Genomic DNA, 18,557 nt, shown 5'->3' with positions numbered 1-18,557 from the left:
CACGCGAACTCCTTAATAGGCGACCGAAGGCAACCAGGTGGCAAGGGTCGGCCATAAGAAGACTAGGGCCAGACCGGTAAGCTGTAGCAGCACAAAGGGAATGATCCCTTTGTAGATATGCATCAGCTTGATCTCGGGCGGGCAGACGCCTTTTAGATAGAACAGCGCGAAACCCACGGGCGGTGTCAGGAAGCTGGTTTGCAGCGTTACCGCGACCAGGATCACGAACCACACCAGCGCGGGTTCGTCCAAAACGCCAAAGCCCGGAATGTCGATGCCAAGGCCGTTCACGATGGGGCGCATCAGGGGCAGCACGATCAGCGTGATTTCGATCCAGTCCAACACAAACCCCAGCAGGAAGACGATGAACAGGATAAAGAGGATGGTACCGTTTGCATTGAATCCGGTGGATTGCACCACATGTTCAATCAACTCGTCGCCGCCCAGTTCCCGCAGGACATACGAAAACACTGTTGCACCAAGGAAGATGGCAAAGATGTAGGCGGTGGTATTGAAGGTCGACACCAGCACGTTCCACAACTTGTGGAAGGTAAGCTTGCGATAGCCCAGGGCCAACAGCGTCGCGCCCAGTGCGCCGATGCCAGAGGCTTCGGTCGGAGTGGTCAAACCAGCAAAGATCGAACCCAGAACCGCAAGGATCAGCATTAGCGTCGGGATGACGGCGATCATTACGTCTTTGACCGCAGCCCAGTCGGGGGCCTTCGCGCCTTCAGGCACGGGAGCCGCGTCACGTTTCACCAGTGCGAGTATGAAGATGTATGTCAGATAAAGGCCACCAATGATCACACCCGGGAAGACCGCGGCCATGAACAGGTCACCCACCGACAGCGCCATCTGGTCGGCCATGATCACCAGCATTATTGAGGGCGGGATCAGAATACCCAGCGTACCGGATGCCGAGACCACGCCCGCCGCAAGCGTCGGCTGGTATTTCTGTTGCATCATCGACGGCAGGGACAGCACGCCCAGCAACACCACAGATGCACCGATGATACCGGTCGAGGCCGCCAGAATGATACCGATCAGGGTAACGGTGATGGCCAACCCGCCACGTACTGTACCAAACAGGCGCTGCATCGAGGACATCAGACGTTCCGCAACACCGGATTCATCCAGCATCAGACCCATGAAAATAAACATCGGCAGGGCCACCAGAACCGCATTGGACATCGTCGCATAGACCCGGTTCACAACCGCACCAAGCGTCAGATAGTCGAGCCCGGTGAACGTACTCTCCAACCCGGTCCACAGCATCAGATCGTTGTCGAACAGATAGGCCAGACCACAATAGGCAACGCCGACACCCGCCAGAACCCAGGCCACCGGGTACCCGGTAAACAACAGCGCGATGAAGGTCAGGAACATGGCGATGACAAGCTTTTCCTCGGTAGTTTCCACGAGGAAGGTCAAGCCGACGCAAACAGCGGCAAACACGGCCAGAACCAGCAGGATACGACGCAAAGATGCACCTTCGCGCTCTGAGGCCGGTCCATACAAAAGCGCGTGCCCATCGTGGATCAGTCGCGCAAGCGCCGCCAGTGCTAGAAGAACAAAGCTGATCGGGATTACTGCCTTGAAAGCCCAGCGGGCAGGCAGGCCGGTTGGGCTGTCCGAGCGTTCATTGACCCGGAAGCTTTCGTAGAAATAGTCGTACCCCTGATCGATCATCAGATAGATGAACGGGGTCAACAGGGTAAGAATACCGATCACCTCGATGACCCGCTGAGCCCGGCGTGACAGCAGCATGTGCAGAACATCGACGCGCACGTGACTGTCGGTGATCAAAGCATAAGAGATGCCGATCATCGTCACGATGCCGTAGAAATGCCACTGGATCTCGTCCAACTTGGGGTAGTTCTGGCTGAGCAAATAGCGCAGAGCGACCTGTGTAAAAATTGCCCCCATCAGCAGGACATTTGCCCACATGACCACATGGCCGACAGCCTTGACGCTTGCGTCTATCGCGACCGCGACCTTCTGACGATCGGTTTCGGGATGTTCCAGGATGCCTTCATAGGCTTCGACCGGATCGGTAAGATTGTTTTGTGTGGTCATGGTCATACCTCGCTCAACAGCCCGGCGCACGGGCAGTGAAAGGTTAGAAATTCCGAAGATCAGGAAATAGGTACCGGAGCGACGGATCCCGCCGCCCCGGTTGCGTCAGCAAGGGAGATTACTGACGAGGGAGGAACGCGTTCGTTTTCCAGAGGTCGTAACCTTCGCGGAACTCGTTCATATCGGCCAAAACCTGAGCGAAGAAGGCGTCGTTAGCGGCTTCTTCTGCTGCAACGTCATCCCAAGTTGTGCGGAAGGTATCCAGCATCTCAGGCGACCACTGTTTGATGGTGACACCGTTGTTTTCAATATTGTCGATCAGCGCAGCGTGCTGAATGGCTTCGCCTTCGGCAAAGCTGTCCGCCATCGAAGCTTTACAGGCGCTTTCAATGATCGCTTTGTGCTGGTCGCTGGTTTCGTTCCAGACGTCCTTGTTGATCAGCAGTTCGAACACAGTTGCCTGCTGATGCCAGCCGGGGAAGTAGTTGTATTTCACCAGCTTGTGGAACCCCAGACGCGCGTCGATGGCAGGCATCGAAAATTCGGTCGCGTCGATCGCGCCTTTTTCCAGCGCAGGGAAGATCTCACCACCTGGCAGCAGCGAGGTCGCCACGCCCAGTTTCTGCATCACTTTTCCACCCAAACCAAAGAAACGCATCTTCAGGCCGTTCAGGTCTTCGGGTGAATTGATCTCGGATGCGAACCAGCCCGAAGTTTCAGGCGCAATGATCGCGCAGGGCAGAACTTTGACGTTGAAGCCCGCCTGATCATACATCTCTTGGTAAAGAGTCAGGCCGTTGCCGTAATACAGCCAAGCCATGTATTCGCCCGCCTCGGGGCCAAAAGGAACGGCCGAGAACAGCGGCGCGGCAGGGATTTTACCCGCCCAATATCCGGCCGTAGTGTAGCCAGAATTAATCTTGCCGGTAGATACAGCGTCAAGAATTTCAAACGGCGGAACCAGTTTGCCTGGCTCGTAGACTTTCATCTTCAACGTACCGCCCGACATCAACTCAAGCTGTTCGGCAACGCGCGGGATCGGTGAACCCAGGCCCGGCAGCTCGGTCGAAAAGGCAATCGGGGTTTTCAGCAACAGTTTGTCTGCGGCAACTGCAGGTGCGGCCAGCAGGCTGGCAGCTACGGCGAGGCTCGTCAGGGTCTTCTTCATGAATTCTCCTCCAGGGTAGGTCGGAACATTGTCCCGATCAGCGGCGCAGGTCCCTCCCACACCATTCCGGTGGTAAACTAACTTTACCAATAAAAACCAGTCAACAACTTTATTTACCATTGGAATTAGGTCGACGTAACAACGCAGTCACCTCAGCTACATACGTCACTCGCAAAGAAGAAAAGAAAATCGATCAAATTACGTTCAAAAACAGTCATCTGTAATACGGTGATCTTCCGGATCTCACTGCTTGAATCTAAACAGATTATGGATATATTTATTTACCAGTGATCTTTACTTAAGACATCGAACAGAGGCACAGCACCATGAGCCCCACAGCGATATTTGAACCGGTTGGACACGAATCACTGGCCGAGGCTGTTGTGTCTCAGATCGAAGATTTGATCGCCTCGGGCATCCTGAAACAGGGTCGCAAGCTACCTTCGGAACGAGACCTCGCGGAGATGCTGCGCGTCTCGCGCCCGAAACTGCGCGAGGCTCTGTCCGTTCTGGAAGAGCGCGGCTTGGTCACGACGCAACATGGTGAAGGAACCTTTGTCGCGGCTCTGACAGGTCAGGCCATGATGCCGGCACTACTCGCACTTTATGAGAGACATGAGCCCGCCTTTTTCGATTATCTGGAATATCGGCGCGAACAGGAAGGCTTTGCCGCCCGCCTTGCAGCGCGTCGCGCGACAAAAGCAGATCAAGAGAGGATTGCCGAGATTTTGGTCGAAAATGAACGCGCCTGGCGTGAAAATGACACCAAAGCTTCTCAAGAGGCAGATTTTGCGCTGCACTCTGCAATCGTCGACGCCAGCCAGAACGCAACGCTGATCCATATCATGGCTTCAATCTACGAACTTACGCGCAAGGGTGTATTCTACAATCGCGACTTTCTTAAGACGATCGATGGCACCGGCAAGAAGCTGCTGGATCAACATATGGAGCTTGGCCGGGCCGTAATCGACGGCGACGAGGAACGTGCAGAAAAGGCCGCAACCGACCACATCGATTTCGTCGAGGAGTCCTTTAGGTTGGGGATCGAACGCAGCCGCAGGGAAGCAATGGCTGAAAAACGCCGTCTGCTGTCGGATCAAAAACCTTCGTAGCGCTTTCAGATCATGAGGATGGCCACACATCTTTGCCTAAGGACAATGCGATCTGTTGCCCAGGGCAGCGCAGCCAAATATTCCGCTGCTGGTTGTTGGTAGGTCACAACAATCGATCCCGTGGATTGCCGAACACGGGCAAGCCTGGATCACGTACCCGCGCCCGCTGCAATTTCAGGCGCAGATCACCGCCGCCTGGCAGGCTGCCGTGAAAGAGACTGGCAAGGTCGAGGAAAAGCCATTCGCCCAATCGCTTTATGTTGATCTGGTCGACGATCCGAATACACCGGCGCGTTCGATCCATGTGGGATCCAGGTCAGGCCGTAACCATCTGTTTCATCACCTGAACGAATTGCACAAAATCGGGGTGTCTCATGTCGCGCTGAACCTGAAATACGGATCGCGCCCCGCGAAAGAGGTTGTGCAGGAAATTGGCGAATATGTGATCCCGCAACTGGGCTGATCATTTCGAGATTATTCGGACAGATGAAAAATTGGGGGGCCGCATAGTCTAAACACTGTGCGGCTTTTCCAATGCCCAGCAGGGGGCAGAGTGTTTGCCTTGTGCAAACCAGTCAGGTTGTTTGAGCAAATCTATGGTAAATGCGGGATCGCGGGCCTGTTGATATTCAACGCACCCTTTAACGCTTCGGGAAACTACACTGCATCCTGCAGCGTCATTGCATCAAGCACTTCAAAATAGGCTTCCAGTGCTTTTCGGAACAGTTCGCGAAAGCGGCAGACACCTGCAATCCGGCAGGTCCGGGTCTGGCCCAAGCATTCAACAAGTGCCATGTCCTCTTCTGTGGCTGAATGATATCGGCAATGGTGATCTGAGAGGCAGAACGACTTAGGCGAATACCGCCACCACGGCCGCGCGCGGCCTCAAGAAACCCCGTTTTCTTCAATCGGTACACGACTTTAGCAAGATGGTCATGGGATATCTGATAGGCCGCCGCAATTTCATTGACGGTCGCCTTTCTTTCAGGCGCGATAGCCACATAGGTCAGCACATGCAGTGCGTAGCCTGAATGTAAAGTTAAGCGCACGACTGAATTCCCTCAAATACCACTAAACCGTCGATCAATGAAATCTGTTCCCAATGCAAACATATGGCGGTCGCTTATAATCTGTATCGATGCTGCGGCTTTACCACCTGAATTTCGCAATCCAGACCGACGATCCCAGTGCAGGATCGGCCCTGGCGACTCCCATTGCGCGAGAATTGCTGCCAACATGCGGCAGCATCAGGATTGGCGATCAAAACTTGCTAGGCCTGCATCAGGCTGCAATTTCGGGCCGAATCGGGTATTCGGAACCGGATTCTTTCTTGTTCGAAGGAACGTTGGGCGACAACTTGATGCTGCCGTTCAAAAGATACCCCGAGGACTCAAGTGGCCCTGACGGCCAAGGGGAGACGTCCAATCCAACCGATAAACCTCTGGACGCAAACTGGATACGCCCCGAAATCGCCGGATCTGAAATCGAAGAGGAAATTCGCGACTGGTGGTACAAGCTGGTGGAAACGATGGGCATCGGGGACTTCATGGTCCGCCGAATTCTTCGATCCACCATATCAGAACGGACGAAATCCGAGCTGATCGGCGCAGTTTTGTCCCTCCGGGCAGAGGTCGAACAGGCCCTGAAGCAGGCCAAGCCGGACACCTTTATTCATCGCTTTGACGCCTCGGATTACAACCCGGTCATTCCGCTAGGCATCAACCTGTTTTCCGGTTTGGCGACGGCGTCGACCACATCAGAATCCCTGGCTGCAGATCCTGCTTTCCTTGGGACGATAAAAAATTTTATCTGGTCGATGCGCAGATAGATATTTCGCTAGAGGCCTTGGGCAATTTCCACGCGACCTTTGGCTCGACATCCACTGATCACCCCCTGTTCAAAAAACTTGGGATCACGGATGATACGTATCAACTGCTGTTGGCTGCGTCGCATAATGATTTCTCGGGCAGTGCGAAAGTCCAGCTCTCGCGCGAAGATAAGGCGACATTGATATAGCTTCCCTTTGTACTTTCAGCGGATCAGATGGGTTTTGCCTTTGTCAGATCGTTCCAGCTGAGGTCGCTTGAAATTCGCGAGAATTCGGGCCCCAAAATTCTGAAAGCGTTGAACACAAACTTCATTCCGGCTGGAATAGATCGCTTCCTGCTTACCAGAACGGTGCTGAAAAATACGATTTATGGCGCAATATCGGTCTTTTCCGGTGCAAAAGAAAAAGAGATCGAAGAAATCGTGCTGGCTACGTTGCGATCAAATGGGCTTTGCAGCAAATCAGCCCAGGCGATTTTCGACCTGGATATTGCATCCGGTGGCAGCAACATTCCGACCGACTTCCGAGAGCGCGTCGCGCTCAGCCGTGCGGGGATCAAGCGGCCGGACGTTCTGATCCTAGAAAACGCACTTGCCAGCCAAAGCCCTGAAACTCGGCAGCATACACGCGATGAGTTGGCCAAATTGATGCCGCGGACAACGCAGATTTATATCGAGCGCTCCTTTGGCAATCCGGATGCATATTCTCAGTTTGTATCAATCGAAAATGGCGTTGTCGGGGACAGCGGGCAAATTACCCCGGAAAGTGAGTCGGATCTTGAAACCAAACTGCGAGCCCTAAGGCAGGCAGAGGTCTTTGCGCGTCTCGACCGAAAAAGCCTACGCCTTTTGGCCTTCGGGTCGCGCTGGTTTCACGCAAATGCGGGTCAGGAGATTTTCTCCAAAGGGGACGAAGCCGACGCGGCTTACCTGTGTGTCAAAGGTCACGCTTCGCTGTTTTGGCAAAAAACGACTGACGAGAAGGACGTGGTGGTTGATGTGCATCCAGGGCGAATGGTTGGGGATCTGTCGATAATTCTGAACGAAAAGCGGCTTTTGAACTTGGAAGCGCTGGAAGAAACCGAATTCTTGCGATTGGGTGCAAAAGAGTTGCGTTCGATAATTGCCAACGATCATCAGGTGTCGAAAAATCTGATGATTACAATTGCCGAACATCTGGCTCGGGCCAGAGCAATACTGCGCGATAACAAAGTCTAGTGGATCAGCGAATTTGTCGACCGTTGTATAAAGATAGCCCTGCGCGCTTTTCAACTTGGGGCTAGTCGCATCTAGCCACCGGCGACATTCGCACTGTTCAAGTAGAAGCCAAGTATTTTCATAGCTGTTCCCATATTTCGCAATTGATGGATGTCGATCAGGGTTTTGCAAATTTTAACAATCGCAAAGATCATCTGTGACATGTCTGATCCTTTCTGACGGATGATCGATTGCGGCAACCACCATCTGAAACTGCAAGCCCTGAATGTAAAACTGCGCGGTCCCAAAATCTTTGAGGCGGACCGGGAAGCCACGTGGCATATTGCACCTATCGAATTTTCGCATTGGACCGAGTGGATATGGACCAGATCAAAGCAAACCTGATCGGCGCGGGCCGGGTCGGCCAGACCTTCCTGAGCCTGTTGAACTCATTACCATATTGCCAAATTCAAGACGTCCTAAGCGCGCGTTTCGCTTCCGCTCAGGAAGCCGTTGAGAGGGCAAACGCCGGTCATGCCGTGCAAAGCATTTCCGATTTACGCCCCGCCGATCTTTGGGTCATCGCTGTCCCTGATACTCAGATAGCAGCGGTTGCCTCTGATCTGGCAACAAAGCTTTCCGCGACAGATGGCACACAAAAACCACCCATCGCCTTTCACTGCAGCGGGTATTTTGCGGCCGATGAAATGGCTCGGTTGCGCGGATTGAACTGGCGTCTGGCAAGTGTCCATCCGGTTCTGTCCTTTGCGGATCCCGACAAGGCAAAGGATCAGTTCAAGGGTGCGCTATGCGGGCTGGAAGGAGACGCCGACGCCCTTGAATTCCTTCGGCCCTTGTTGGGCAATCTTGGCGCTGAATGTTTTTCGATCCGTTCCGACGCCAAAAGTCTTTATCACGCCGGGGCTGTGATTTCGAACAATTTTACCGTTGTATTACAAGCAATTGCGCAAGAAGCATGGACGGTGGCCGGCGTTTCGGAAGATGTTATCGCGCCACTGAACGCCAAACTGATGGAAAGCACTGCTCAGAACGTCATTGCCCTGGGCCCCCGACGCGCGTTGACCGGTCCAGCAGCCAGAGGAGACGATCAAGTTGTCACCTCGCAGGGTGAAGATGTTGCGGACTGGCACCCTGATGCTGGGGAGGTTTACCGAATTTTGAGCGACATGGCCCGGTCACTCAAAACGAGTGGTGTAACCAAATCTGATCGTTGAGTTTCGATAGTCAGCTTTCGAGAGATCGCATTGCCCCAGCAAGAACCAAAAGAAGATGGTGGAGCAGCGCGTGATCTAAAGGCCTGTTTCAAACTGCACAGGTTTTCAGTGGTTCATCGTCGACCTGGTCAAAGTTCAGTGGTGTTTTCTAACTCAGCTATGTCGGAGTGTTCTGATCGGGGAACCGTTCTCCCGGGGCAGCTTTGCTGTTGACGTCCAGTACCTCTGTCGGGCCGACATTGAAAACTTTGCGGAATGTAAAGGAAAAGGCGCTGGTACTGCCGTACCCACAATCCTGTGCCACAACACCGACGGGCGTGTTTTTGGCAAGCGCCTCCAAAACACTCCTCTGGGCCGGAACCTTCCAACATTCCTGGCAGGCTATTGACCCTCAAACTGTTTCAGGCGCTGCGTCAATAAAGTCCGACCCCAGGAACATCAGTTCTCAGACCGCGAGTTAACACAGGCTTTCGGTCCAAGAGCTTCTGCAAGCTCGCGCCAGGTTGCTGATTCCTGACGATCAAAGACGTTTGCGGGTGGGATATTTCCAAACTTCTCTTCAATGCTCAGCATGAGTATCAGGCTAAGGATGGAATCGAGAAACGGGTGTGTGTTGTCGGGATCAAAACCTGCGCGCGGGACCAACCCCTCGTGATCTGCGAAGTTTCGCAACACCTCAAGCATTGGGGACAGAGGTGACTCAGACACAGTAGCAGCCTTCGGTTGCCGCGTTGGCAAACCAGATGTGTCTGCCCCCCCATTTTCCAATATTGATCGAAGCCTTTTACGATCCAATTTCCCACTGGGAAGACGCGGCAGTTCCTCTGTGTGTACAAATCTCAATGGCGCGGCGGCGGGAAAGAAATTTTCGGTAACGGCCTGCCGCAATTCCTTTTCCAGAATGTCGACATCCTTGCGTTTGGTTTCAATGGCAATGGCAACCGCATCTGCCTCGCGAATTTGCGCGACGGTGACAAAGGCCCGCTCGATCCCTGCTACGTTTTCTGCAATTTCGGTAACGGCATTCAGCGACAGTCTACGCCCCCGGATGTTAACCACATCGTCCACTCTTCCCAATACATCTAAACTCCCGTCAGGCAGAATGGTCACCCAATCATCAAGAAGAATGGGATCCTTGAGTGGATCAAAAACCGGCTCACCTGCCTGCAAATTCTTGAAATTGCCCAGGGTCCGGTCGTAGCCAACGGCCTTGACCCGGCCAATTTCGCCGGGTTGCAAATCGTGACCGTCTGCATTGACTGCTTTTGCACCAGCCAAGAACATTCCACCCGGAGATCCCTGATACTTGGCAAAACCTTCGGCGGGAAGCTTTCCATGTGAAACTTCAATAAACTCCGAAGCGCCGTAGGTCGCGTTTAGTTCAGCTTTGGGAAAACGCTTCACTAAATCCCCGATGAGACGCGCGCGACTCGGTTCCCCCCAGGGGTAAAAGACGATCAATCCGGGCAAAAACTCGGGTGAGAAATCGGGGTTTTGCAACATACCGTGCAATACGCTGCACGGAGCGGACAAAGCTGTGGTGGACGTTGCAATCATAAGATCACAAAGCTGCTTTAGATCGGAAAACCCGGTGATTGGAGGCAGAACAATCGTGTGCCCCCCCACAAAAGCAGGCAGTGTTTCCAGCGCGGTTGCCGTGTCCCAACGCACAACTGTCAGCAAAGTTTGCGGCTGATCATAATCGAACACCCGCATCCGCGAGGCCATGCCCGCAGCCAGAACAACACCTTTGGGCTCGCCCGAGCTGCCAGACGTGTAAACAACATAGGCGGGACACCGAAGATCAAGGGGCGGCAAAGCCGAGGCTTCGGCAAAACTGTCTAAAAGAAAGTCCAGAGCAGCTGCGTCGCAATCGTCGCCGATAATCACAGCGTTCACATTCTCAAGCTCTGGGTTTGAAGCTATCAAACGACTCCAAAGTGAAAACGTGACAAGAACCAAATCAGGGTCAAACGCTTTCAGGCGATCGACAAGCTGTTCGTTTGAATCCTCTGGCAGACCAACGCAAAGCAGACTTCCGGTTGCCGTCGAGGCCAGTTGCGTCACAATTGCCGCAGGGCTGGCCGGTAGCAGGCACAAAACCCGGTGTTGGCACCCAAATTTACGCTCGGGGTCTGAGTGATTGGGGGCAGTATCCTGAAAATGCAACAACATGCTGGACATGCGCAAACACAGGCTTGCCAAAACCCCATAGGTGATAAACCCAGACGCGGTTCGAATAGCGACATGGTCCGGGGCATGATTGGATAGCCAACACAACTTACTACGGCGCACCGTGTCGCTGCGCGTCCAGGTTTCCAAATCAACCAGTTCGCGCCTTGGCATTGCTCCTCCGTAAGCGGCGATCAAATGCCGCTGAACCGGCATTTTCTGTGTCAAAACAAAGCTTCGGCAAGTGCGGGCCAGTTGCTGGGTAAGCCACAACCGCTGAACCAGATTTGAACCCGAACGAGGCGGCAGTTTGAGCGGAACGAGGTCAATGACCGGCACGCCATCCTCGTCAATCCATGTCGCAGCAAAGCAGACATCCGCACCGCTGGAAATCGCAAGTTGCGCCGGAAATCCGGGCAGTTTGCCGGGGCGTAAAAGCCACGGTACCAACAACCGTTTGCCGGGAGCTCTTTCTCCGTCGAAGTATATTTGAAGCACTGCGCCCGCCCGCAAATGGTCCAAGTATCGGTTTGAGTAGGAATTGCGTTTCGTCACCCGCCGACCCGATAAAGTGATGTCGTAACCTTCGCGACGCGCGGCGGTCAGAAAGTCCGAGGGTTCAGCAGGGTCGCCAACTTCGGGTGCAACCTCGACAAGTGTTTGTACCGGCTTCCCCATTCCCGCCAATGCGACTTGCAAACGTCTTGAAGCGAAAGTCAGGTTCTGAGAGTGAGGCGAGTACACTACGATCCCGTTGGCGTTTTCAGCATTTTTTTCCAGCCAGGATTTTGCCCGATCGGTAAGCGCAGAGCCGACACCGTATGCTACCCCTTTCGACGAGGTTGCATAGTCCTGATCTGCTGGAAATGCGGTGGGCTTTGATTCCGGGCCGACCACGCGCACACCTTGGGTTTTCGCCACCTCAATCAGTGGGTCCTTTCCAAACGACGCCCAACCCCTTGCAAGGCGTAACAGATTGTCGAACAACCGCTTCCTTGCCGCGTTCTTTCTTGGCGGAGATATTCGACCCGACATCGCACGAGTAAGCGATGCTTCGACATTATAGGTTTTACCGTCTGAGATTGCCTCATCTAGCGCGTTAACCAGATGCTTTTCATCGACCCAATGCCAGTGTGAAAAAATCACGAAACGCGCCATTGGTGGAAGGCGCGATGCAGAAATAATCAGCGTGGATTTGTAGCTGGCATCCAAACCATCGTTCAGAAAAACAACCAATGACAGGGCGCGCTGGGGATCCTTAGAAATGTCGCAAAGCAACGCATCGTTATCTGAAGTGTTCCCTGCTTCGTTGGCCAAAAGGGCATTCACAACTTCCTGGTTAGCTGTTCGCCACTCCGTTTCAAAAGGTTGTTCAGAGCCGGGTTTTCCAACCGAAGCTTCGCCAGGACGGCCCGCCAGCCTGTGACCGCATTCCGAAATTGGATCCCCAGTCTCGTGCCTGATTAAGCGTGTCCTAAGCGGTTCATATTTCTCACGCAGTTCGGTCTTATTTTGCGTCAACAATTTGCGCGCGCTATCGAAGGCGCGCAAGCCAATAAGGCTTTGAACTCTTTGCACAATACGATCGGAGTTATCATCCGGCGTGCCGACAATCGCCTTGTTCACCACATTTGGGTATTGGTCGTTCAACGAGCCCGCTGCATCGTCAATTGCCTGTGACAATTTCCAACGGGGGACTTTTGCAAGACCCACATCCCGCATTGATTTCAGAACAAGTCGGCCCAGCCTTCTACGCGGTGTTGCGCCAAACAAAAAAAGCAACCAACCGACTGCGCAAATCTGGTTTTGTCGTACCTGGTAACCGAAATCTGGGCTGGAGAGGTTTGAATTTGGGTATTCAGGCGAAGTCTCTGCTTGCCGATCCAAACCCACGGCAATTGCGCACAGGATTTTTTCTAACGTACTCGCGCTGCCATCATTCGGCGTCATCTGACTTTTCCTGCCCCAAATTAGCTGTTTGGTCGCGATCCCTTTTCAAACCCTTGGTTTCCGCTTTGAAGCAAAGTCTTATTGCGTCGTCAGCCGGGGTCAAATGTGAAAAAAGCACAGACTGCGACCTACGACACCGGCTGGGGCCTTCTGCAAAGTGCATTGGGGCAAGGTAAGCTTTTCCCAGCCCCAACATTTTGCACGTATCAGTCGTTTTGTGCTTCTTAGACGAATAGGTTAGTGTCAAAAGGCGACCTACACGCCAGATTTAACCCGCGTCCACATGCGCGTCACGAAACGCTGCATCTCAGCGTCCCAAGGCATCTTCATATAGAGGTTCTTCATCCCTTCTTCAGACGGATAGAGGCCCGGGTCATTCAAAATCGCTTCGTTCAGAAACTCTTGCGACGCAAGGTTTCCGTTTGCATACCAAACATAGTTTGAAATTGCGGCCGCGTTTTCTGGCTCCATCAGGAAGTTGATGAACTTATGGGCCAGTTCCGGATGAGGGGCATCCGCAGGGATCGCGATCTGGTCGAACCACATGCCCGAACCTTCTCGGAAAGCGCTATACTCAATTATAATCCCGCTTCCGGATTCGGCGGCCCGGCTTCGGGCTTGCAGGCCATCACCTGACCAGGCCATTGAAACACACACTTCACCGGTCGCAAGGTCCGAGATATAGCCTGTCGAATTGAATTTCCTGACATAAGGACGAACCGCGTTAAGAACCGGTTCAGCTTTGGCGATAACATCGAGATCGCGCGTATTCGGATCCTCTCCGATATAGGTCAGGGCAGCGGGGATAAGCTCGGAAGGAGCATCCAGAAAATTCACGCCACAATCGGACAGCTTGGACACGTAATCCGGGTTAAACAGCAGCTCCATCGAATCCAGTGGGATATCGTCACCAAGCGCCTCGCGAACTTTTTCGACATTCACAGCAATGCCCGTTGAACCCCACATATAGTTTACTGAGTAGCTATTTTCCGGATCGAAGGTCGCGGTTCGTTGTTCGATAGCATCCCACAGGTTAACCGAGTTGGGCAGTTGGGCTTTGTCCAGCGGTTGGAAGACACCGGCTTCTATCTGACGTTGCAAAAACGTGCCCGAGGGAAACACAACGTCATAACCAGACTTGCCTGCAAGCATTTTGGTTTCAAGCAAGTCATTGGAATCGAAGTTATCGTAGACGACTTCGACCCCCGTTTCGGTGGTGAATTTTTGCAGCAGAGCCTCGTCGATATAGTCAGCCCAATTGTAAACATAGACCTTTTCCTCGGCGTACAGCGCGGTTGTGATAAGTAAGGTCATCGACGCAGCCGTCAATATTGATTTCATTGTGTACTCCTAGGGCTTTGCAACATGTTCCCGGTGGGCTGTGAGAAACGCGGTCCAACCGTCTTATGGTCATGAGGCAGATCCAACAAGCCTGAAGTTAAAGCTGAGCCTTACCAAAGGACATATCACCACCCCAGTTGGTGCACCCCTTAAACAACAGGAATGTTGCACCCATAGCGTCAAACAATGTGGTGAGAATGAAGAGAAACTTGCCGCGATACTTGATCAGGTATTACTTGCCTCTGACTTCGGAGATGGTTGTCTCGCCGAGACGGTCGACTAGGCTTTGCTCAATCTCCTTCATGATACTCGAAACGCGACGGTGCAACGCATGTTCCACTGAACATTTGGGGGCATGGTCTTCTCTGCCAGAGGCGATCAGACTTTCGTCCAACGCAAGATACACATCCGCCAAGGTTATGCTGTCTGGTTCGCGTGCCAGACTCCACCCTCCTGCGTGACCTTTTTCCGAAGTTAACAGACCCGCGTCACGAAGCCGTCCCAAGACGCGGCGTACCACCACCGGGTTCGTCCCTGAATGCTCGGCGATATCCGCAGATGTACGCTTACGATTCGGATCTCCGGCCATGTGGCCGAGCGTGTGCAGGGCGAGGGATAGGCGGCTATTGCGCTTCATTTGTCGTTCTTCTCCAAGCAGATACCACACGTAACAATAACTGTTGCATTCGTCTAGTAACTGCGTAAGTTACGTGACTCTCAAGGCACCATTCGGAGCAACCCATGTCAGATACCCGACTTCCTGTCACCGTCCTTTCCGGCTTCTTAGGGGCGGGCAAGACCACCCTTTTGAACCGAATCCTGAACAACCGCGAAGGGCGTCGGGTCGCGGTTATCGTCAATGATATGTCCGAGGTGAATATCGACGCCGATCTGGTACGGGCCGATACCGAACTCAGCCGGACGGATGAAACTCTGGTAGAAATGTCGAATGGCTGCATCTGTTGTACCCTTCGGGACGATCTTTTGGAGGAAGTCCGGCGCCTCGCTGCGGAAGGGTGTTTTGACTACCTGCTGATTGAATCCACAGGCATTTCCGAACCATTGCCTGTTGCAGCAACTTTCGATTTCCGGGATGAAGCTGGCGACAGCTTGTCCGACGTGGCGCGGCTTGACACCATGGTAACGGTTGTCGATGCGGTGAACTTGCTGAACGATTTCTCGTCCCACGATTTCCTACGAGACCGAGGCGAAACGATGGGAGAGGAAGACGAGCGAACTCTGGTCCACTTGCTTACGGATCAAATAGAATTCTCTGATGTGGTGATCCTGAACAAGGTTGATGATGCGGGGTCAGAAAAAGTTGATGCGGCCCGCAAGATCATCCGCAGTCTGAATGCAGATGCCGAGATCATCGAGACCAACCATTCGGAAGTTGCCGCAGAAAAGATCCTGGACACCGGCCTGTTTGACTTCGAGCAAGCCCATGAACACCCGATGTGGGCAAAGGAGCTGTATGGCTTTGCCGACCATGTGCCTGAGACTGAAGAATACGGGGTTGCGTCATACGTTTACCGGGCGCGACTTCCGTTCGTTCCCGAACGCATTTTGGACGTTCTCAACGGTGATCTGCCAGGGGTGATCCGGGCCAAAGGCCACTTTTGGATTTCGACACGCCCCGACTGGGTGGCTGAATTTTCACTCGCCGGTGCATTGTCCAGCGTCAAGCCACTCGGCACCTGGTGGGCATCAGTTCCCGAAGAGCGACGCCCCGCACATGACAGCGCCCGCGCCTATATGCAGGCCCACTGGCAAGAGCCGTGGGGCGACCGCCGTCAAGAGATCGTTTTCATCGGTGCTGGGATCGACTGGCAAAGTTTGAAGGCACGATTGGACAATTGCCTTATTCCAGCAGTTACGGCGGCAGGGCCCGACAATTTGCCGGACTTGCCGGACCCCTTCCCGATTTGGCGCCGGGCAGAGGATGCCGCATGAACTTCGTTAGAAAGCCCGTGAAAGACAAGGTCACCGGTGTGAGCTTCGCAGATGATCCGGCGGCACTCCGCACTTTTGCACAGCCAAACTGTGCCGCTTTGATTTGGCGCCGGCGAACCCCGCCGGATATGCAAAGCTGGCTTAACCAACTTGATCCCAAGGTTTTGCCAAGTGGGCGAGTCATTCTTCCACCAAGCGCCGTTAAGACGACCGTGGAGCAACTCTGCGATATCTCCGGCATGCCTGACGGGACTGAAAGAGCGTGGCTTCAAGATGATATCGCTTCTCTGGCCGACATTTTCTGTGAACTGATGAACGCCAACTTCTTGCGGCTGCGGCTGGATGTTGTCACCACCAATGCTTGCCGTAAATTTCATACCGATGCTGTCACCGCCCGGTTGGTCTGCACCTATCGTGGCACTGGAACACAATACGGCACCTCGACTGATGGAAAGGATCCCGCGCTTGTGTTTACCGTTCAGACCGGCGCTCCGATCCTGCTACGGGGAACACTCTGGCCCGAGCGCCCATCGTCAGGGGTGGTGCATCGCTCGCCTCCGATCGAAGGTACCAGTGAATCCCGTCTCGTCTTGGTTTTGGACCCAGTGGAAAATCCGGAAACCGAAGCATGAGACGTAACCTCGGGCAATGCAGCTTGCGCCGCAAGCATCGATCAACCGATCCGATGGATGTGTTTGACGGCCTTCCAGCCCCGTTGCGACAGTGGTTGTCAGAAGCGGCATTGCCATGGTCCCCGGTATCCGCGCGCCGCATCTGGTCAAAATCGCGGGCCAAGGGGCTTTCATCAGAAGAAACGCTCGTGTCACTCAGCCAGGCCGAAGCCCGAACGCTCGCGCGTGACCGGCAATCGACTGTTTTCAAATTAAATTCTCAAACATGAAGGAAAAAATGCCACCTCTAACACAGTATGCTGTCGCGACCCATGCGACACTGGGTGCCGCACTTGCAGCGAAAACGCATGCGGCAGACTTCGAAACCCTGAGCGTTTGAGTTCCGATCGAAAAGTTGTTGTTTCAAATCGTGATTGACATGGCCCCCAGTCTAAGACAAGCAAGGGCCAGATGGTTCCCGATGGTGCGCCCAAGGGATGAAAAGGGAATACGGTGCGGTTCGCCACTTTGGCGCCAAATCCGTGACTGCCCCCGCAACTGTAAGCGGTGAGCGACGCCAAAATCCACTGGTCATTGGGCCGGGAAGGATGGCCAAGCATCGACCCGCAAGTCAGGAGACCTGCCATCACATGTTCAACCAACCCGGGGCGGGGCGTCCTGGAAGGAGGCTTTGATGGCACGTCTGAAACGTGTGTACATGATCGGCACCTTCTGTCCGCGCTTGGCTTCAAGCGGAGCGGACTTTGCCGGAAACACCTGACCATTTCCTTCTGATCTGCTCGACCTGTACCGGCGCATTGTCTGTTGATGTCATGCGCAATGCGTTGATCGGCAGGTTGCCAACCGGGTTCGCAGTGCGCACCGTTACCTGCATGGCGGGCTGCGCGCGACCAACGGCCGTCGGATTTCAGGCTGTCGGCAAAGCACACTACCTGTTCGGCGATATTGAAACTGCAGAAGATGTCGACGCGCTGGCGGAATTCGCACATCAGTACCGCAACTTCGCAGACGGTTGGACCAACGCGACGGACCGGCCGCAACCACTGTTTACAAAAACCCTTTCTCGTTTGCCTCGAATTCAATTGGAGGAGCCATCATGACGACCTCATCTTTTCTGGTTGCGCGTGATCTCGAATATTATGCGCTCAATGGTGACGTTCTTCTGCAAGGCGTCTCGTTTGAATTGGCCGAGGGTGCGATACTGGCAATTGCCGGTCCAAATGGGGCGGGAAAAACCACGCTTTTGAACCTTCTGTGCGGGGCGGCTGAGATTTTATTGGGCAATGTATTGGTCAAGGAACGCAGCCTGAAACATATGCCCGCAATGGAACGCGCCCGCATGATCGCTGTTGTGGGCCAGCAAGAACAACCGGATGGCAGGTTGCTACTGCGGGACTATGTTGCCATGGGCCAGATTCCGATCTGGGCCGACCGTTCGGCGGATGAACATGCCAGAGAACTGAACAGAATCCTTGAGCTGACCGACCTTGGCGCGCTGGCAGACAAGCGCATGACGGTACTGTCCGGGGGCGAACGTCAGCGCGCGCATATCGCCCGGGCACTGGCACAGAACCCATCGTTGTTGTTCCTGGATGAGCCGACCAACCATCTCGATCCGGATGCCAAGGGTCGGATGCTGTCTCTGGTCGCCGAACTGGGCATCACGGTTGTGATGATTGTCCATGATCTGGTCATGATCCCGGAATTTGCCACCCACGTGGCGCTGATGAAATCTACGCGGCTCACGGGATTTGGCCCCGTGGCCGAAGTGCTGACCCCCGAGCGGGTCCGCGATACTTTTGGCGTTGAATACCTGTGCTTTCACCACGAAGGCCGCGTGATTCCAGCGCTGGATATCCGAAAATCCACAATCTCAACCTAAACCAAGGAACAT

At 54.0% G+C, this 18,557-nt stretch carries 17 protein-coding genes, 1 pseudogene and 1 riboswitch; of the genes and pseudogenes, 10 read left to right on the top strand and 8 right to left on the bottom strand.

Annotated features, from left to right (window positions below; all coding sequences use genetic code 11):
* Window positions 1-12 precede the first annotated feature (12 nt).
* Complete coding sequence (locus GOX21_RS19455) at window positions 13-2,076, bottom strand: TRAP transporter large permease subunit (RefSeq protein ID WP_170379471.1); 2,064 nt, start codon at window positions 2,074-2,076, stop codon at window positions 13-15.
* 118 nt (window positions 2,077-2,194) lie between these two features.
* A complete protein-coding gene (locus tag GOX21_RS19450) occupies window positions 2,195-3,244 on the bottom strand; it encodes a TRAP transporter substrate-binding protein (protein ID WP_170379473.1) in 1,050 nt (349 codons plus the stop codon).
* A 326-nt stretch (window positions 3,245-3,570) separates the two neighbouring features.
* Between GOX21_RS19450 and GOX21_RS19445 the strand changes: the two genes are divergently transcribed.
* Window positions 3,571-4,356: a FadR/GntR family transcriptional regulator gene (locus GOX21_RS19445; protein ID WP_170351185.1), complete on the top strand. Its 786-nt coding sequence runs from the start codon at window positions 3,571-3,573 to the stop codon at window positions 4,354-4,356.
* Between the two features lie 55 nt (window positions 4,357-4,411).
* Entirely contained in the window at window positions 4,412-4,819 is a 408-nt protein-coding gene (locus GOX21_RS19440) for a hypothetical protein (RefSeq protein WP_170379475.1), read from the top strand.
* A gap of 194 nt (window positions 4,820-5,013) precedes the next feature.
* On the opposite strand, the gene GOX21_RS21575 is transcribed toward GOX21_RS19440, so the two are convergent.
* The gene (locus GOX21_RS21575) at window positions 5,014-5,151 is read right to left on the bottom strand and encodes a hypothetical protein (RefSeq protein ID WP_254428628.1); all 138 of its coding nucleotides are present in this window, start codon (window positions 5,149-5,151) and stop codon (window positions 5,014-5,016) included.
* Window positions 5,152-5,171: 20 nt separating this feature from the next.
* Window positions 5,172-5,405 (bottom strand): annotated as a pseudogene (locus tag GOX21_RS21790) (RrF2 family transcriptional regulator); the annotation flags it as partial.
* Between the two features lie 89 nt (window positions 5,406-5,494).
* Here GOX21_RS21790 and GOX21_RS19430 point away from each other — a divergent pair.
* The 3 genes from GOX21_RS19430 to GOX21_RS19420 all read left to right on the top strand — a co-directional run bounded on the left by GOX21_RS19430 (window position 5,495) and on the right by GOX21_RS19420 (window position 8,615).
* A complete protein-coding gene (locus tag GOX21_RS19430; RefSeq protein WP_170379479.1) occupies window positions 5,495-6,184 on the top strand; it encodes a hypothetical protein in 690 nt (229 codons plus the stop codon).
* Between the two features lie 215 nt (window positions 6,185-6,399).
* Window positions 6,400-7,401, top strand: coding sequence for a cyclic nucleotide-binding domain-containing protein (locus GOX21_RS19425; protein WP_170379481.1), 1,002 nt, complete (start codon window positions 6,400-6,402; stop codon window positions 7,399-7,401).
* A gap of 359 nt (window positions 7,402-7,760) precedes the next feature.
* Window positions 7,761-8,615, top strand: a complete 855-nt coding sequence (locus GOX21_RS19420; protein WP_170379483.1) for a Rossmann-like and DUF2520 domain-containing protein — start codon at window positions 7,761-7,763, stop codon at window positions 8,613-8,615.
* 157 nt (window positions 8,616-8,772) lie between these two features.
* Here the strand turns inward: GOX21_RS19420 and GOX21_RS21785 are convergent, their stop codons facing one another.
* The 4 genes from GOX21_RS21785 to GOX21_RS19400 form a co-directional block, all read right to left on the bottom strand.
* A complete protein-coding gene (locus GOX21_RS21785) occupies window positions 8,773-8,955 on the bottom strand; it encodes an AraC family transcriptional regulator (protein ID WP_170379485.1) in 183 nt (60 codons plus the stop codon).
* Window positions 8,956-9,053: 98 nt separating this feature from the next.
* Entirely contained in the window at window positions 9,054-12,116 is a 3,063-nt protein-coding gene (locus tag GOX21_RS21780; RefSeq protein WP_170379487.1) for a class I adenylate-forming enzyme family protein, read from the bottom strand.
* Between the two features lie 876 nt (window positions 12,117-12,992).
* On the bottom strand, window positions 12,993-14,078 hold the full coding sequence (locus GOX21_RS19405) for a polyamine ABC transporter substrate-binding protein (protein WP_170362611.1): 1,086 nt from the start codon (window positions 14,076-14,078) through the stop codon (window positions 12,993-12,995).
* Between the two features lie 232 nt (window positions 14,079-14,310).
* Window positions 14,311-14,715, bottom strand: a complete 405-nt coding sequence (locus GOX21_RS19400) for an RrF2 family transcriptional regulator (protein WP_170351190.1) — start codon at window positions 14,713-14,715, stop codon at window positions 14,311-14,313.
* A 104-nt stretch (window positions 14,716-14,819) separates the two neighbouring features.
* On the opposite strand from GOX21_RS19400, the gene GOX21_RS19395 reads away from it, so the two are divergent.
* From GOX21_RS19395 to GOX21_RS19375, 5 genes are all read left to right on the top strand, one after another.
* Window positions 14,820-16,031, top strand: a complete 1,212-nt coding sequence (locus GOX21_RS19395) for a GTP-binding protein (protein WP_170379489.1) — start codon at window positions 14,820-14,822, stop codon at window positions 16,029-16,031.
* A complete protein-coding gene (locus GOX21_RS19390; protein WP_170379491.1) occupies window positions 16,028-16,663 on the top strand; it encodes a DUF1826 domain-containing protein in 636 nt (211 codons plus the stop codon). Before GOX21_RS19395 ends, GOX21_RS19390 begins: the two co-directional genes overlap by 4 nt.
* A complete protein-coding gene (locus tag GOX21_RS19385) occupies window positions 16,660-16,932 on the top strand; it encodes a DUF6525 family protein (protein WP_170362608.1) in 273 nt (90 codons plus the stop codon). Before GOX21_RS19390 ends, GOX21_RS19385 begins: the two co-directional genes overlap by 4 nt.
* 165 nt (window positions 16,933-17,097) lie before the next feature.
* Window positions 17,098-17,304, top strand: a riboswitch (cobalamin riboswitch).
* 102 nt (window positions 17,305-17,406) lie between these two features.
* On the top strand, window positions 17,407-17,763 hold the full coding sequence (locus GOX21_RS19380) for a DUF1636 family protein (protein WP_254428627.1): 357 nt from the start codon (window positions 17,407-17,409) through the stop codon (window positions 17,761-17,763).
* Complete coding sequence (locus GOX21_RS19375) at window positions 17,760-18,545, top strand: ABC transporter ATP-binding protein (protein WP_170379492.1); 786 nt, start codon at window positions 17,760-17,762, stop codon at window positions 18,543-18,545. The genes GOX21_RS19380 and GOX21_RS19375 overlap by 4 nt, the downstream gene beginning before the upstream one ends.
* The last annotated feature ends 12 nt before the right edge of the window (window positions 18,546-18,557 follow it).

It is taken from the genome of Ruegeria atlantica, assembly GCF_013032005.1.
GTDB lineage: Bacteria > Pseudomonadota > Alphaproteobacteria > Rhodobacterales > Rhodobacteraceae > Ruegeria > Ruegeria atlantica_A.
The sequence above is the reverse complement of the archived record's forward strand: the minus strand, read 5'-3'. Positions and strand labels throughout refer to the sequence as shown.

Bases quoted from the DNA above. Each gene is read 5' to 3' on its own strand.
- GOX21_RS19420 (WP_170379483.1), top strand. From the start codon at position 7,761: ATGGACCAGATCAAAGCAAACCTGATCGGCGCGGGCCGGGTCGGCCAG.
- GOX21_RS19400 (WP_170351190.1), bottom strand. From the start codon at position 14,715: ATGAAGCGCAATAGCCGCCTATCCCTCGCCCTGCACACGCTCGGCCAC.
- GOX21_RS19425 (WP_170379481.1), top strand. From the start codon at position 6,400: ATGGGTTTTGCCTTTGTCAGATCGTTCCAGCTGAGGTCGCTTGAAATT.
- GOX21_RS19455 (WP_170379471.1), bottom strand. From the start codon at position 2,076: ATGACCACACAAAACAATCTTACCGATCCGGTCGAAGCCTATGAAGGC.
- GOX21_RS19430 (WP_170379479.1), top strand. From the start codon at position 5,495: ATGCTGCGGCTTTACCACCTGAATTTCGCAATCCAGACCGACGATCCC.
- GOX21_RS19450 (WP_170379473.1), bottom strand. From the start codon at position 3,244: ATGAAGAAGACCCTGACGAGCCTCGCCGTAGCTGCCAGCCTGCTGGCC.
- GOX21_RS19385 (WP_170362608.1), top strand. From the start codon at position 16,660: ATGAGACGTAACCTCGGGCAATGCAGCTTGCGCCGCAAGCATCGATCA.
- GOX21_RS19405 (WP_170362611.1), bottom strand. From the start codon at position 14,078: ATGAAATCAATATTGACGGCTGCGTCGATGACCTTACTTATCACAACC.
- GOX21_RS19390 (WP_170379491.1), top strand. From the start codon at position 16,028: ATGAACTTCGTTAGAAAGCCCGTGAAAGACAAGGTCACCGGTGTGAGC.
- GOX21_RS19375 (WP_170379492.1), top strand. From the start codon at position 17,760: ATGACGACCTCATCTTTTCTGGTTGCGCGTGATCTCGAATATTATGCG.
- GOX21_RS21575 (WP_254428628.1), bottom strand. From the start codon at position 5,151: ATGGCACTTGTTGAATGCTTGGGCCAGACCCGGACCTGCCGGATTGCA.
- GOX21_RS19395 (WP_170379489.1), top strand. From the start codon at position 14,820: ATGTCAGATACCCGACTTCCTGTCACCGTCCTTTCCGGCTTCTTAGGG.
- GOX21_RS19445 (WP_170351185.1), top strand. From the start codon at position 3,571: ATGAGCCCCACAGCGATATTTGAACCGGTTGGACACGAATCACTGGCC.